Annotated in this window: 13 protein-coding genes and 1 pseudogene; 3 read left to right on the top strand and 11 right to left on the bottom strand. The window is 43.1% G+C overall.

The window, feature by feature from the left end; genetic code table 11:
- Nucleotides 1–22: 22 nt before the first annotated feature.
- A complete protein-coding gene (locus FR7_RS05565) occupies nucleotides 23–1,084 on the top strand; it encodes an NAD(P)H-dependent glycerol-3-phosphate dehydrogenase (RefSeq protein ID WP_007931551.1) in 1,062 nt (353 codons plus the stop codon).
- A 229-nt stretch (nucleotides 1,085–1,313) separates the two neighbouring features.
- Here the strand turns inward: FR7_RS05565 and FR7_RS05560 are convergent, their stop codons facing one another.
- The 4 genes from FR7_RS05560 to FR7_RS05545 all read right to left on the bottom strand — a co-directional run bounded on the left by FR7_RS05560 (nucleotide 1,314) and on the right by FR7_RS05545 (nucleotide 5,213).
- Entirely contained in the window at nucleotides 1,314–2,633 is a 1,320-nt protein-coding gene (locus FR7_RS05560; RefSeq protein ID WP_007931554.1) for a gluconate:H+ symporter, read from the bottom strand.
- A complete protein-coding gene (gene iolC / locus FR7_RS05555; RefSeq protein ID WP_007931557.1) occupies nucleotides 2,624–3,679 on the bottom strand; it encodes a 5-dehydro-2-deoxygluconokinase in 1,056 nt (351 codons plus the stop codon). The genes FR7_RS05560 and iolC overlap by 10 nt, the downstream gene beginning before the upstream one ends.
- 44 nt (nucleotides 3,680–3,723) lie before the next feature.
- Complete coding sequence (locus FR7_RS05550; RefSeq protein WP_007931559.1) at nucleotides 3,724–4,740, bottom strand: alcohol dehydrogenase catalytic domain-containing protein; 1,017 nt, start codon at nucleotides 4,738–4,740, stop codon at nucleotides 3,724–3,726.
- A gap of 257 nt (nucleotides 4,741–4,997) precedes the next feature.
- A complete protein-coding gene (locus FR7_RS05545; protein WP_007931561.1) occupies nucleotides 4,998–5,213 on the bottom strand; it encodes a helix-turn-helix transcriptional regulator in 216 nt (71 codons plus the stop codon).
- Between the two features lie 149 nt (nucleotides 5,214–5,362).
- Between FR7_RS05545 and FR7_RS05540 the strand changes: the two genes are divergently transcribed.
- Nucleotides 5,363–5,743: a helix-turn-helix domain-containing protein gene (locus tag FR7_RS05540; protein WP_007931562.1), complete on the top strand. Its 381-nt coding sequence runs from the start codon at nucleotides 5,363–5,365 to the stop codon at nucleotides 5,741–5,743.
- Between the two features lie 262 nt (nucleotides 5,744–6,005).
- Nucleotides 6,006–6,476 (top strand): annotated as a pseudogene (locus FR7_RS05535) (IS1634 family transposase); the annotation flags it as partial.
- A gap of 74 nt (nucleotides 6,477–6,550) precedes the next feature.
- Here the strand turns inward: FR7_RS05535 and FR7_RS05530 are convergent.
- From FR7_RS05530 to FR7_RS05500, 7 genes are all read right to left on the bottom strand, one after another.
- Nucleotides 6,551–7,216: a dual OB domain-containing protein gene (locus tag FR7_RS05530; protein ID WP_007931565.1), complete on the bottom strand. Its 666-nt coding sequence runs from the start codon at nucleotides 7,214–7,216 to the stop codon at nucleotides 6,551–6,553.
- A gap of 14 nt (nucleotides 7,217–7,230) precedes the next feature.
- Nucleotides 7,231–7,866 carry a DUF488 domain-containing protein gene (locus FR7_RS05525; protein WP_007931566.1) on the bottom strand — a complete coding sequence of 212 codons (636 nt, stop codon included), beginning with the start codon at nucleotides 7,864–7,866 and terminating at the stop codon, nucleotides 7,231–7,233.
- A gap of 68 nt (nucleotides 7,867–7,934) precedes the next feature.
- The gene (locus FR7_RS05520; protein WP_007931568.1) at nucleotides 7,935–8,369 is read right to left on the bottom strand and encodes a DUF488 domain-containing protein; all 435 of its coding nucleotides are present in this window, start codon (nucleotides 8,367–8,369) and stop codon (nucleotides 7,935–7,937) included.
- A gap of 854 nt (nucleotides 8,370–9,223) precedes the next feature.
- Entirely contained in the window at nucleotides 9,224–12,160 is a 2,937-nt protein-coding gene (locus tag FR7_RS05515) for a sigma 54-interacting transcriptional regulator (protein WP_007931573.1), read from the bottom strand.
- A gap of 95 nt (nucleotides 12,161–12,255) precedes the next feature.
- The gene (locus tag FR7_RS05510; protein ID WP_007931574.1) at nucleotides 12,256–12,903 is read right to left on the bottom strand and encodes a class II aldolase/adducin family protein; all 648 of its coding nucleotides are present in this window, start codon (nucleotides 12,901–12,903) and stop codon (nucleotides 12,256–12,258) included.
- Between the two features lie 84 nt (nucleotides 12,904–12,987).
- Nucleotides 12,988–14,337, bottom strand: coding sequence for a PTS galactitol transporter subunit IIC (locus FR7_RS05505; RefSeq protein ID WP_007931575.1), 1,350 nt, complete (start codon nucleotides 14,335–14,337; stop codon nucleotides 12,988–12,990).
- A 17-nt stretch (nucleotides 14,338–14,354) separates the two neighbouring features.
- Nucleotides 14,355–14,648 carry a PTS sugar transporter subunit IIB gene (locus FR7_RS05500; protein WP_007931576.1) on the bottom strand — a complete coding sequence of 98 codons (294 nt, stop codon included), beginning with the start codon at nucleotides 14,646–14,648 and terminating at the stop codon, nucleotides 14,355–14,357.
- Nucleotides 14,649–14,779: the final 131 nt, after the last annotated feature.

The raw sequence follows: 14,779 nt of genomic DNA, 5'->3' as shown, positions 1-14,779 counted from the left end.
AAAGTTAAGGAGCGTGACAGCTATGTCGAAAATAACAATTATAGGTGCAGGTGCTATGGGCAGTGCCCTGACTGTACCTCTTATAAAAAACAATCATGAAGTTCGTCTGTGGGGAACCGAGCTGGATCATGAGATCATCAATGCCTTGCTGGCCGGAGAACCTCATCCCAAGCATAAATGTTCGTTGCCATCAGCAATTAGACCTTTCAAGGAAGAATCTCTAGCTGCGGCCATGCAGGATACTGATATTGTCATTATGGCGATTACGTCGGATGCTTTGGGAATGATATTTGAACGAGTTGTGCCTTATTTGCATCCCGGCATGATGATCGGCAGTGTATCGAAAGGCTTTGAATACGATGGGGACGGCAACGTTGTCCTGCTGCCGGAAATTCTAAAGGAACGTCTGCCGAAACATCTTACAGATACCCTTTCTTTTGTCTTTATCGGCGGTCCTTGCAAGGCTGTCGAAGTCGTCTGGGAATCGCCTACTTCGGTTACGTATTCCAGTACAAACTTATTCTCCGCCAAACATCTCCAAAAAACATTGATGACCGATGTCTATCGCGTTGAAGTCAATACCGATGTAACCGGAACCGAAATTTGTGCCGCTATGAAAAACGCCTATGCCGTTGGATTAGGCATGGCGGAAGGCTTTAAAAAACGCAAAGGCTTTTTGCATAACAACACGAAATCTGCCTTGTTCACTTTTGCCATAGCAGAGATGGGCATTCTATCTCAGGCTTTAGGAGGTACTCTGCTCTCCGTCTATGGACTTCCCGGGGTAGGTGACCTGGAGGTAACCGGGGAAGCCGGACGCAACCGAACACTGGGCGAAGTGATTGGCGAGGGACTGACCGCCAGTCAAGCTATCGCAAAGATGAAAGAAGAAGGAATCACTGTCGAAGGCTATCCCGCTATTCGTTTTGGCTACTTGCTGGCAAAACAGCTGGAAAGGGAAGCCAAGCTGGCGGTCAGCGATCTACCATTACTGACCGGCTTGTATAAGATTCTCTATGAAGATGCACCGGGCTATGAAACAATCACAACGCTCCTGCAGCAATGCACCGGTGCTTATAAATGAATAATAGAGCCGGCGGAAATCCGCCGGCTCTATTATTCATTTATTTTATGTACCATTACAGCTCACCGTGAAAACACTTAACAGCACCAGCGGCTTCCAATCTGACAACATCAGCCTCAGAATATCCATATTTCAACAGATACTCACGGGTATGGTAGCCAATAGGCTTTGAAGTTCTAAGCTCAGGATCACCGATACTCTTCAGTCTAATTGCATATATGCTCTCCCGTTACGAAATCAACGCATTTAAAAGCAGCACACCTCCTAAACCCATAAAAGAAATAGCGGTTTCCATGACGCACCAGGATCGTATGGTCTCTTTTACGGAAAGATTAAAGAATTCCTTAAACATCCAAAATCCCGGGTCATTGGGCGGTCCTGCCATGACACTGCCTGCCCCCGTTGCAAGAACCATGAGCTCGGGACTGACACCGGTTGCGGCAATGAGAGGCAGTACCATGCCCCCTGTGGTTAAGGCGGCTACCGTTGCGGAACCGACAGCGAGGCGCAGTACAGCGGCAATCATCCAGGCCAGTACTAAGGGAGACAGCTGGGAACCTGCCATGAAGGAGGCAATGTATTTTCCCACGCCGCTGTCAATGAGCACCTGCTTAAAGGCACCGCCGCCCCCCACGACTAAGAGGATCATGGCAATGGTCATGGCGGACTGCTGCACGGACTCCATGATGTCGGCCATGGTCTTCCCCCGTTTAATGCCAAAGGTATAGAAGGCAACGAGAACGGCAATGAGTAAGGCCATATCCGCATTACCCACAAAGGCAAAGAACTGGGTAATATACGATTCCTTGGGAAGAGTTAACTTAGTAAGAGAAGCGGCTGCCATTAAGAATACGGGAATCAAGGTGGTAAACAGACTGGAGGCGAAACTGGGCATGTCCTCTTCCTTAAAGGACTGATGGCTGTGCAATCCTTGCGGTACAGCAGGATTGAGATCTTTCATGGTTTCATAGAAGAAGGGTCCTGCTACAATGATGGTCGGGATGGCAATGAGAAAGCCATACACTAAGGTGAGCCCAATATCAGCATTAAAGATAACGGCAATGGCCGTAGGCCCCGGATGGGGCGGCAGGAAGCAATGGGTTACGGATAAAGCGGCTGCCATGGGTACGCCTACTTCCAGTAAGGGCACTCCTGCGGATAGGGCAATGGTAAAGACTAAGGGTATGAGAAGGACAAAGCCTACTTCATAGAATAAGGCAATTCCCACAATGAAGCCGGTTAAGCAGACTGCCCATTTCACATATTTCCTGCCAAACCGATCAATGAGGTGCATGGCAATGCGCTGGGCTCCCCCGCTGTCTACCATGAGTTTTCCCAGCATGGAACCGAAACTGATGACTAAGGCTAAATGCCCTAAGGTTCCTCCCACACCGCTTTCAATGGAGTCTACTACTTTTAAGAGTGGCAGTCCTTCTGCTAAGCCTACACCTAAGGAAACTAGGATTAGGGATAGGAAGCTGTTGAGCTTCACACCGATAATGAGGATAAATAGGACGACAATGCCTAAGGCTAAGATGACTAACGGCATGATCTCCCTCCTTCGATAGACTGGTTCCAGGGAATTTCCTCGATGACCGTCCCTTTTTCCTGACTATCGGCAATAAAGCGTATGATTTCTTCGGCGGTAGACATGGCATCCGAGCAGCTATGACTGGATACCACTCGTGCTGCTGAGGCTGTAGCAAATTCCAGAGAAGTGGGCATTTGCCAGCCTTCTAAGATGCCATAGAGAAAGGCAGAAGCATAGGCATCTCCACCGCCAAAGGATTTTAAGAGCTTTACGGAAAAGGAGCCCACTTTATAGGCTTTGCGATCACTGCTATAGGCAAGGGAACCTTTCTTCCCGTGTTTGATAATGACAATCTGATTCCCATGGAAGAGATAGTTGTCTGCCAGGCAGTAGTCAGGTATGTCATTGCCCTTATCCAGCATTTCCATGAGTTCAAATTCTTCCCGGGAACCCATGAGGATATCACTTCGTTGTCCTGCCAAGGAGTAATATACGGCGATTTCTACGTTGGATTTCCAGGTGTAGCTGCGGTAGTCAATATCAAAGATAATCTTGGTATCATGCTTCTTGGCATAGGTCATGGCTAAAAAGCAGGCTTCCCTGGAAGGGCTCGCCGCCAAGGCAGTTCCAGAGATTAAGAGGAATTTGGCGCGCTTGATATAGTCTTCGGAAATATCTGCTGGGGCTAAGGCAAGGTCAGCAACGCCTTCCCGGTACATGAGAATCTGACTTTCGGTGGGACTGGAGATTTCCGTAAAGGTCAGACCTAAGACTTCTCCGTCTGATGACGGGGTAACATGGGATACATCAATGCCTTTTTCGATGAAGTAATCGGTAACGTACTTGCCAAAGGCATCATCGGACACTTTGCCGATGAATCCGACCTTCTTGCCAAGACGGGCTAAGCCTACAGCAATATTGGCAGGAGAACCCCCTACATATTTGGTAAAGGTGTTGACCTTGTCCAAGGTGCGATGAATTTCATTGGGGTTTAAATCAATGGCTATGCGTCCTACGGCAATGACATCGATGTCTTTCTCAGGGGCAAAGGTAAACTTTTTCATGATTACAACCTCCTGTTTTTCTTTGGTCCTTTCTTTTTCTTTCGTTACAGCACCGCTATCACTTTGACAAACTTGTCAGGAAAGGCAGCCATGTTCATGACGGCATCGGGAATCTCGTCAAAGGTCACTACACGGCTGATGATCTCACGCACCTGTACCTGCTTGTTCTGCAGTAAGGCAATGGCTTCGGGAAATTCATTGGCACTGGTGCGGGAACCGACAATATCCAGTTCTTTCTTGGTAATTACGGCCGTAGGCAAAGGCGTTTCCCCATTGGGCCAGCCCACTAAGGCAATGCGTCCGGCAGCGGATACATAGTCAAACATGCTATGAATGGCTCCTTGGGAACCCGAGGCTTCAATGACCACTTCTGCCATGCGTCCCTTGGTAATGGCAGAGAGTTCTTGGATGACATTTCCCTGTGAGGGATGCAAGGTATGGAGTATGTCCATCTCTTTTGCCAACGCTAACCGTTTTTCTACCACATCCACTAGAATGGGAACCGCTCCGTAGACCATGGCGACTTGGGCAGCTAATAATCCAATGGCTCCCGCCCCAATAATGAGAACATGCTCCCCTTCCTTGACTCTGGAGCGATGATTGGCATGGAGGGCAATGGTCAAGGGCTCAAGCATGGCAACCTCCTGCCACTCCATTTCACGAGGCACCAGATGCACCAAGTTGAGAGGATGGGTCACATACTCCGCCATGCCTCCATCCGTCTGCACCCCTAAGACTTTTAACTCCTCGCAGCAGTTGGTTCTGCCCATGCTGCAAGGATAGCACTGATAGCAAGGCAGATAGGGTTCTAGAACGACTCGATCTCCTGGGATAATGCCCTTGCTATTATCTGAAATAGACACCACTTCCCCGCCGATCTCATGACCGATGATACGGGGATAGCTTACAGTAGGATTGACGCCTCGGTAAGCACCAATATCGGATCCGCAGATGCCAAGGGCACGGACTTTGATGAGAACTTCGTTGTCATTCTTCCGCTCTGGCATGGAGATGTCTTTGATACCGATTTTGAGGGGTGAATCTAGGGTTATGACTTTCATGGTTTTGTCTCCTTTTGCTGTAAGATTTCGATGATATGTAACGGGAGTGAAATACGAAACTTCTTTTTGAGAATAAGATGCAGAATTTTACAAATATTACTGGTATAATCTAGGTAGTGAGATTTAAAAGACTACTCTTTTGCTACTTGTTGATGGAAGGGCTTCTAATTGTTACTCTTCTTTCCTGAAACGATCGATTGGTAGAGAACAAATTATCACCTCCTTTACTAGCTTTAGATTCCAGAACGATAACTCCATTATTTTTGCTTCAAATTGAAGCCATCGAGGTCAAAAAAAATATTATTGGGCGACACTTTAAGAATTTTAGCTATCCGCTTTGCTAATCCATAGTCAGGATTCCTCATTCCATTTTCAATTAAGCTGTAATAACTACGAGATATTCCTAGCAATTCAGCCATCCTTGCTTGTGTCAGTCCAATATTTTCACGCGCAATAGCTAACTCTTTTCTCATATAATCCTCCTTCCAGCTTCATTATGAAGCATTTATATCTTTATTATAATGCTTCACAATGAAGCTGTCAATATTCTTTGCAACTTTTAGAAGCAAATTATTTAATTGCTTCTATCCGTAGCATATAATTATATGCAGGAGTTGATTATATGACATTTGGCGAACGTCTTGCAGATTTGCGTGGACGCAGATCATTAACACAAAATGAGGTTGCAAAACTAACTAATATATCTCGCTCCCGCTTATCCTTATATGAAATAGGTCAACGTGAACCAGATCTGGCAACAACAAAGCAGCTTGCAGATTTCTTCAATGTGACCATAGACTATTTAGTAGGTCGCGATAATATCGAATCTCTTTCCCCTGCTGCGGAAGAGGACAACTCTAATGACCTCATTAAATTCCTAGAGCAACCAGAAGTTCTTTTTGATGGCATACCATTAACTAAAGAAGATAAATCCAAAATTAAAGCATCACTTGATATTATATTCTGGGATGCAAAACAGAAAAATAAGCAGAAGAAATCATAAAACGATTTCTCCTGCTTATTTTATCTTTGATATTTGAATACTATATTCATAGAACGATTAACGAATTATTCTAACTCTTGACCCACAGCTTGAGACAACCAATTTACAGAAATATTAACTGTTGCATCACGTTTTTTTATTTGTCAATCTTATCCGTATTATCCGCAAAAAACAATTGTCCTTATATGTATAAAAACAGAAAAAGCCGCTTGTGGCGGCAAGAATTGCTAAACTTCAATATTTGTTAATAATCCATTATAAAATTCTTTACTACGATTGTACCAATTATTTTTTTGAGATTGAACAGGAAAGCAGCGATAAACAGTATGGCCCTTCCAAAGAAAACAGGCCCAATCCAATTGTTGAAATGGGACTGTTTATGGATGGGGACGGCATTCCCCTTGCCTTTAGTATTCATAGCGGCAACACGAACGAGCAGCTTACTCTACAGCCGTTAGAAAAAAAGATCCTTACGGATTTCTCTCTGGCTAAATTTATTGTTTGTACGGATGCCGGTCTCTCGTCCACCGATAACCGCAAATTCAATGATAGGAAAGATCGTGCCTTCATTACCACTCAGTCTGTGAAAAAGCTGAAAAATCATCTGAAGCAGTGGGCTTTAGCTACAGAGGGCTGGTCTCTGCCACAGGTAAAGGGAACGTTTGATATTTCCCAACTAGCCCTATCCGAACAGGCCAAAGAAAGCTATCAGAACTCCTCCTTCTACAAGGATTTTAAAAACCTGTAAAAAGCCCTTACCCAATTATTCAATGGGTAAGGGCTTTACTTTATAATTATTAAAATAAATTATTCCTTTAAAACGGTAGCAATCAGCTTCCAATGATCACCATCGCTCGGATTGGGATCAGCTAAGCTAGCAACAAAATATACATTATCAAGCGGATAATCTCCGTCTTCTATATCTTGATACTGTATTACAAAGGTAGGGTCGGTAACTTTTATATATCGATAACTTCGCTCTCCATGTGTAAAGCATGCTGTAATCTTTGGTCGTGTGCTTCCATCCCACCGTTTAACATTAATTTTAGTATTTGAAGGTCTAATAAATGCTAATGAGTATTTATTGCCATCGCTAATGGCTTGTATTTCTCCTGGAGTAACCTTCTTATCGTTATTATAAAATAAGATTCCATGAAATTCAGCAGGATGAAGATTTATAACCGCATTAATATCTGCTTGTCCAGATTTTCTCCAACGACGAGAACTATCCATAGTGTAATTCTCTGGCTGATAATCATTAGGTGTATGAGCTGTACATTTAATCCTCACCCTATCCAATATCTGGGGGCTTGTCCCATCTTGATACTTCATGTCCTCATCCGTAACCGCATGCTGCCTAGCTGCATCATCTGATACTATTCGGACCCAATCTCTCGTAGTAGTGTCAATGCCAGCAATACAGTAACCGCCGCCCTTCCAGGATTTAGCCATGAGTATAATTTCTTTTTCCATAAAATCGCCTCCACTTAATTGTGGGCGGCCTCTTTGTCTTCATACCCGATAAAACCAATTTCCTTATTTTTGCGTCGATAAGCTTCTTCAATCATTGCTGCTTCATTTAGTGGCTCACCCAATTGATCCGCAAACATATTAACTTCTGGGAAATACATTTTTAACAAAACCTGCTCCATTTCAGGTTGCGTCATAGTATTACTATCATGGTCGATGTGTACGACTTCAAAACCGACATCTGCTAATCCCTTGCCTACTAAAATACTCCTATGACACTCTATTGCCCATTTTTCTGTACACATAAGCGCAATTGTAAAGCCTGCCTGCAAGCCTTTATTAATACGCTCAATGCCACGCATAAACAGCTCAGATTTACGTGTGCGCTCAAAATCAAGATAGCCTGAAGGCGAATATAAGCTCTGCTCCTCGCGCCTAGCGCCAAATTCATCGCCCATGAAAACATACTGAATAGAATTTCGTTTCAAAAAACGACTTAAATCCTCTTTATTATATTGTGGAGCATGCCGGCTATAAGGAACACTCCGTACATCTACAATACAAGAGATGCCAAATTTTTGGATAATACTTAAAAAAAATGAGCTGGAGACAGTTGAATGTCCCAGGGTATAAATCTTTTTAACATTCTTCACTGCTTCCGCGCCCCCCCTTTTTTTGATCCTACGTTCATTATCTCATCAAATTCACTACATAGTACCGATCAAAGATGAATTACTCTCAATCCATTAACCTTTTCTGCCAAATATTCAGCAAGTAACCTGCGATGACATTGTTTAGGTGTTGGTTCGCTACAAAGTAAACAGGCTCCATCAAATAAGCTATTATCTAAGTGATTGAGAGAAGCACGTTCTTCCAGAATACGAGCGTATTCCGTTTCGTATTCCCGCCAACTTATTTCTTTACCTTTATACCCATCCAACAGTTGCTTGGTCGGAGCAAATTCCGGCAAATGAATATAATCAATATCCGCTATTGCTCTAAGAAAATACGCTAAATCTGCCTTCTTGGTGTATCCCGCAAGTTGAGAGACATTATTCAGTCTGATATCAATTACACGCTTAACTCCATTCTTTTGTAGGAGCGTAAAGAATTCCTGCGCCGTTTTTTTCCCAAACCCAATTGTGTAGAGAATCATATTACCCCTGCCTTTACACCCGACATAGTCAATACTATTTCCTCAAACCGTCATCTTATGTATTATTCACATCGAGATGATGGCCCTTAGAAAAATTGATTTTCACAAGGTTGTCCTCATGGCTTAATAAACCCGGCTCTAGGCCGCAAACCTGCTCAATAAAATCAGATTGCAATGCAATCTTTTCTACCAAATCCTACGGGACTTAATTCCATGCTCGATTGTATTCGCGGTTGTATTCGGGACGGCTCTTGACTTGAATATCTAAAGTAATTTTCTAATCGTTGATTTAACAATATCATAACATATTATTTGATAGCAACAAAATTAACATTGAAATTTAAAAATAGCCTTCGAATTCTTCCCTAGAAATTCAACTTTATTTCTCATTGATTTCTCAGAAGATTTTCATAATCATTTCAAGAAATAGATATGGCTCCATGGCATTTTTGGCTTTATCGGAAAAATTAATCCCTCATTCAGGCGATGAAACCTGCTCCAGCTTATCATATTCTTTACCCTTAAACGGATAAATTTCTTTTCCCCACTCAGTAGCGGGGATTAAGTAAAACGGGACACGAAGGTAAGTACCCTGGAGGAATCTCACCCCCAGGCTCTCTTAGAGCCGGACTTGAACTTCTCGGTTCATCCGGCTCTCATTATCTAATTGTTTGAATGATTACCCAAACGATTTTATTTTGTCCATTAGTTCCTTCCTTATTGGTTGACCAATCTTCAAAACTAGATAACATAGCCCCTTCGCTCCGCTTTCATTACAAAGCTTCCTCACTACTACAGGCCATTCCGTCCCTATACCCTGCATCCGTACTTTCGCTTTACGTAAAGTACCTTTTTTATTTGTTCTCTCCTTGTACCAGGATTCGTTTTGCTTCAGCTGGCGTGCGAGCTTCAATCAAGCAATCAACAATTTCATCGTTTGTCAATTTGCCTCCCAGCTCTTGAACAAGTTCCCTGCCATCGGTAGCCGCGGCAAACAAACAGACAACATTTACCCGGTAATTCTCACCCCAGGGTATGGCTTCAGGAAAGATCGCCAATGCAACTGATGTTTGATTTACATATCGTGGGTCTTCCCCATGAGGAATGGCTACTCTCAGACTTAAAATCGGTACTCCGATTAATTCCCTCTTAACCACATCCGTTGCAAATTCAGGCTTAACCAAATCTCTAGAAAGCAGACTTTGTGTGAGTAAGTCAATTACTTGCGGTTTGCTCCATTCCGGATTAGGATAAAATATTAACTCCTCTTGGATAACTTCTGCTACTGTTGTTCTTCGACTTGGTGCACACTGCAGGATGGATGCTATTTTTCCCTTTACGATTTGATCAACTGTGATAAACGGAACTCCAGGCAAACCAGGATCTAACGTTCCAACTACAGCTTTAATCGAATGAGTTTTCATAATTTTCCGAACTTCATTTGCAAAGGTTTGCCTATCTGCTAATCCCATGCAGATTATTTCTATTTGGCCCTGCTGCCTGCCGATCTGCCGTTCTACTTCCTTCTGCAATTGCATAGCTGCTCCCTTTCCCGTAATGCAGATCGTTAAAATAGCAGACTTACTCTTATTGAAGGATACATCATTTTGCAACAATTCTGTACTTAGGTTTTCGGCACTCAAATAAGGCTGCCCTAACATTTCCGCCAATTCATCCAGCTCTGTATCTGGAAGTAGTGCCCGCCTAACCGCTTCAATAACCATCATCGTATATACCGGTCCTACCGACCGAATGGGGATACCGGTTATGGCAGTGATCTGGCTGCCAAAATTGGCTAGTGATCCCATATCAACAAGTAAGAGTACACCCTTGCCCTCATTAATTTGCATAACAATCTCAATGGTGCGTTCTAACGCTGTCTCTGAACTTTCATCCAACGACATTTCAACCGCTTTAGCATGGTTAGCTCCTAACAGTCTGTTAGCAACTTCCGCCATTCCTGCTGCCACATGGCCGTGAGATAATACTAGAATTCCTACCCGCCCATCTGCATCTTGCCGGCAATACATTGTCAAATATAATGTGATGAAACCAATTTCCTCTTCTGGCAGTCTCACTCCGGTTTGCCCTAGAAAACATTCTGCCATTTCCCGGGCTATGGCAAATTCGCGGGCATATTCATATTTTGTTTTTTCCAAATGCGGATTAATAATTCGTTTATTTTGCTTGATTCGTTTCAGTGTTTCTGTTAAATGAATGGATAATCCTACAACGATCTGTTCACTTGGCCGAATTAAAATATCAGCAGCTTTCTCGATCATAGCTTCGACGATATCTACAATCGCCTTATCAACCACTTTATATAAATCAGCCTTTACAATGGGCTCCGGCGAATCATTGGCCCTTTTAATCCACTTCCATAGCTTCGCTTCCAACTCCGATCCAATGATCCGGTTGATTTCTTCTTGAGAAACACCCTGCATAGAAAGCTTTCCATATTGTTCCTCAATATAAGAGTAGATTTCCCGTGGCACCGAGTACAGCTCATCCACATATACCATATTTTCTTTTCCCGGCAAAATTTCACAACTGGTAATTCGCAGTTTCTCAATTTTATCGCGCTGATGCTGAAGTTTAAGCAGTCCGCGCCGTGCATGTGCAGGCAGATTGGAAACTGTAATATAGAGTGTTTTGCTGCCGCTGGTAATGAGATTCAGAAATCCTCTGGCACACGCTACCTGTATATCTGCAGATAACTGCCCAATGTTGCTGGAACAATCATAGAGCAAAAGTGACTTTAGCGCATCAGCATCAATATTTAAAGAATTCCCGGTACGCTGTGCTTCATGTTTTAAAAAATAGTGAATTAATGCCAGTCTTTCCTGTAAGGGCCTCTCCTGAAGGCTGGGCAGCTCTATAACCATAGGAACCCGGCGGCGGAATGTAGCCAGCAAGGCAGCTGACTGCACCTCTGTCGTAGCCATAATTAACATAACCGCTACTTGACGCAGACTTTCCGTTTCCCCCATCCGTCGAAACTTTCCTTTATCAATAAGATAAAATAAAATTTCCTGTCCTTCTGGCGGCAGCCGGTGTACTTCATCTAAGAATAGAATCCCACCATCAGCTTTTTCAATGAGCCCTTCCTTAGAGCGTTCAGCACCAGTAAAGGCGCCTTTCATATGACCACACAACTGGGAGAGCAGTAATTGCGGATTATCAGCATAATCCGCACAATTAAAAACTACAAAGGGAGCCTTTATATTTAGTCTTCCTGAGTCCACAGCAAAACGATACATCGCTTCTGCCAGATCGCTTTTCCCAACTCCAGTTGCACCTAGCAGCAACGTATGAAGTCCTTTAGGAGGATACAAAATAGCTGCTTTTGCCTGCTCGATAATAGGAAATAGACTTCCCTTCTGCCCAATCAAGTTATCAAATGCAGTACTGATAAATTCTTTACCTCCGCTTTCAACGTCTGTACCTATATTGGGAGACGAGACCGCACTTTTTATTTCCTCCATACTATATAATGCATTGCTTAACAACTGTTCTATTGTAAAACGGGATACAGAAAAACCCATTTGCTGCAATTGTCCCGTTACCCCTCGTTTGGATATACCCGGATTGCTTTCTAGGATTTGCCGAATGGTTTCACATAAAATGGGTTTTCTCCGCTCTCTAGAATCAGGGATCTTCAACTTTTGCCGCAAAAGGGTAGTTTCACCGCGGGAAATAGACAATTTCTTCGCTAATGCTTCATCCGTATAAGGATTTTTTCTATCCTCAGTATCAATTAATACTTGTAATCGTTCTTTCTTCATCCCCATCATAATCTCCCCTTTGCAGCATTATATTTGAAAGCGGAAGATCCTCCCTTTCTAAATGCTACCATTTAAATGTAGCATGCAGAAGTCAGATATGCCTAGTGATTTTGTCCATATTCATATAAAAATACATTTCTTGCTTTTTCGATTTCAGATGGATCCAAGGGTATGGGATCTCCTTTGCATTTAGCTAAATGATAGACTTTTGCTCCATCTTCCAGCATTACTGCGGCCACTAATGCATGCCTAACCGATATCCCCACAGCTATCACTCCATGATTCGCTAATAAGCAGGCATTTTTATCGCCGATTGCTTCTATCACAGCAGACCCAATTCCCCCCTCGCCAACGGGGCTATATTTCGAAATAGGAACACTGCCGCCGACTTCATTTGCCAGAGTAGTACTGCAGCAGGGAATTTCTTGATGCAGCATGGCAAAACTGCAGGCATAAGGCGAATGGGTATGTATAATACCATACAAATTGGGTTTATTCCTATATATGTATAAATGGTCTTTCAAATCCACAGAAGCCTTCCATTTTCCCTCTACCATACTTCCTTTGCTGTCTACGATCACAATATCCTCTGGATTTAGTTTCTCATAATCCATGCCACTTGGAGTAATCGCTATATATCCGCTTTCTTTATCTCTGCCGCTTACATTACCTCCTGTAAGTGTTACTAAGCCATAGCGAACTAATTGCAAAGCTGCCTCCAAAACCTCTTTTCTAAGCTCCTCCAGCATTATACTTTCTCCTCCTTATACTTTACTTCAATACATTGCTTGCCGATATATGAAAAAAGAATACCGGCAAGCAATATAGCGATATTAAGCTTGTATATCCTCTTGGGCATCTCTGCGTTTCGTAATTTTACTATTGATAACGGCCATAGCTCCAACGACCGCTACCAAAACAGCCACACCAACAACCTTTAAACCAGTCAGCTGCAAAATAATCCAGGTGAGGGGATTGGCTCCATCACAAATAGAAGCAATCTGCGTAGCGCCACTCGGCATTTTGAAATTAGCATTTATGGCAAGCTGTGTATGTAATGGTGCCATATCCGTAGCAATTAGTAATCCGATCGTCACCATGACCAGCCCCACAATAAAGGTTCTAAACACATTGCCTTTGGTTACCGGAACCACCATAGCCAGCATGAAGGGAAGTACTGCTAAATCAGCAAAGGGAAGCACTCGATTTCCGGGAAGCACAGCGGCCAAGATGATCGTAATCGGCACAAGCACTAAGGCAGCTGCCATGCAGGCAGGATGTCCGATAGCCACAGCCGAGTCTAAGCCAATATAGATTTTCCCGGCATTCTTAAACCGCTTCTGAATAAATTCCTGTGCTGAATCGGATATGGGTAAAAGCCCCTCCATAAGCATAGAAGCCATTTTGGGAATCAGAACCAAACATCCTCCCATTGTAATACCTACCGTTAAAATAGTCTTCACATCATATCCCGCAAGAGCACCAATAATCAAACCTAATATACTGCCAATAATGAGAGGTTCACCAAATATACCAAACTTTTCTTGTAATGTTTCCGGATCAGCTTTGACATCCCGGATGCCAGGAATCATATCAATGATTTTGTTAATTACAATAGCAATCGGAACATAGGCTGCCGAAAAACCATGGGGCAGGGAAACTCCAGGCAGTTTGTTGTATTCTTCGACTCCAGGGGCTGTCCAATCTGCCAGATAAAACACAATGATCATATTCACAATAGCAGCAAAACCACCCCATAATATACTATCGGTAGCCGCTGTAACCAAGGCACCAGTAAAAGCAAAGTGCCAATAATCCCAAATATCCACATCAACCGTTCTTGTCTGCTTCGTAATCAAAAGTATAATATTGACTACCAATCCGATGGGTATGATGATCGCTCCCACAGTTGATGCAAAAGCAATGGCAGCAGCGGCAGGCCATCCCACATCAATCACGGTTAATTGCAGCCCAAGCTTTTCTACCATAGCGTGTGAAGCCGGGCCTAGCGTACTGGTTAATAAACCGATAACTAAGTTTAAACCAATGAACCCTACACCAACCATTAAACCTGAACGGATCGCCTTGCTTAATTTAGTACCTAAACATACCCCTAATATGGTGATAATAATTGGCATCATAACACTGGCACCTAAGCCGACAATGTAACTTATTATTTCCATGTATGATTCCCCCTCAATTAAATTTTGAGATGATCAATAATTTGCTCTACTACTTTATCCACCCCAATTCCAGTTAAAAAAGCAGTTCCTGTTACTACCGGAATATTAATTTTTGCCGATACCTGAGTTGTCGCCACTACTAAGTCATTGTCCGATGCCATAGACGCGATTTCCGCAATTTTACATTGATTAATCTTTACTAGTTTCAATTTGCCTCTTTTTTCTAGCGCATCTTTTAATTTATTAACTGCCATCGTAGAGGTACATACCCCGGTTCCACAAGCAACCAAAATTCTCTTTTCTCCAGCCATATCCTTTTCCTCCTCAAATTTATAGTCTCTTTCAAAAACAACTAACTATGAGCCACAGACAGGCAAAGGATGAACATAGCTATAAGCGTAGGTTAAGTACAACGGCGAAGCGTTAGCTATGCTCATCCTTT

The organism is Pelosinus fermentans DSM 17108, from assembly GCF_000271485.2.
Taxonomy (GTDB): domain Bacteria; phylum Bacillota; class Negativicutes; order DSM-13327; family DSM-13327; genus Pelosinus; species Pelosinus fermentans.
This window is presented reverse-complemented; position numbering and strand designations above follow the sequence as displayed.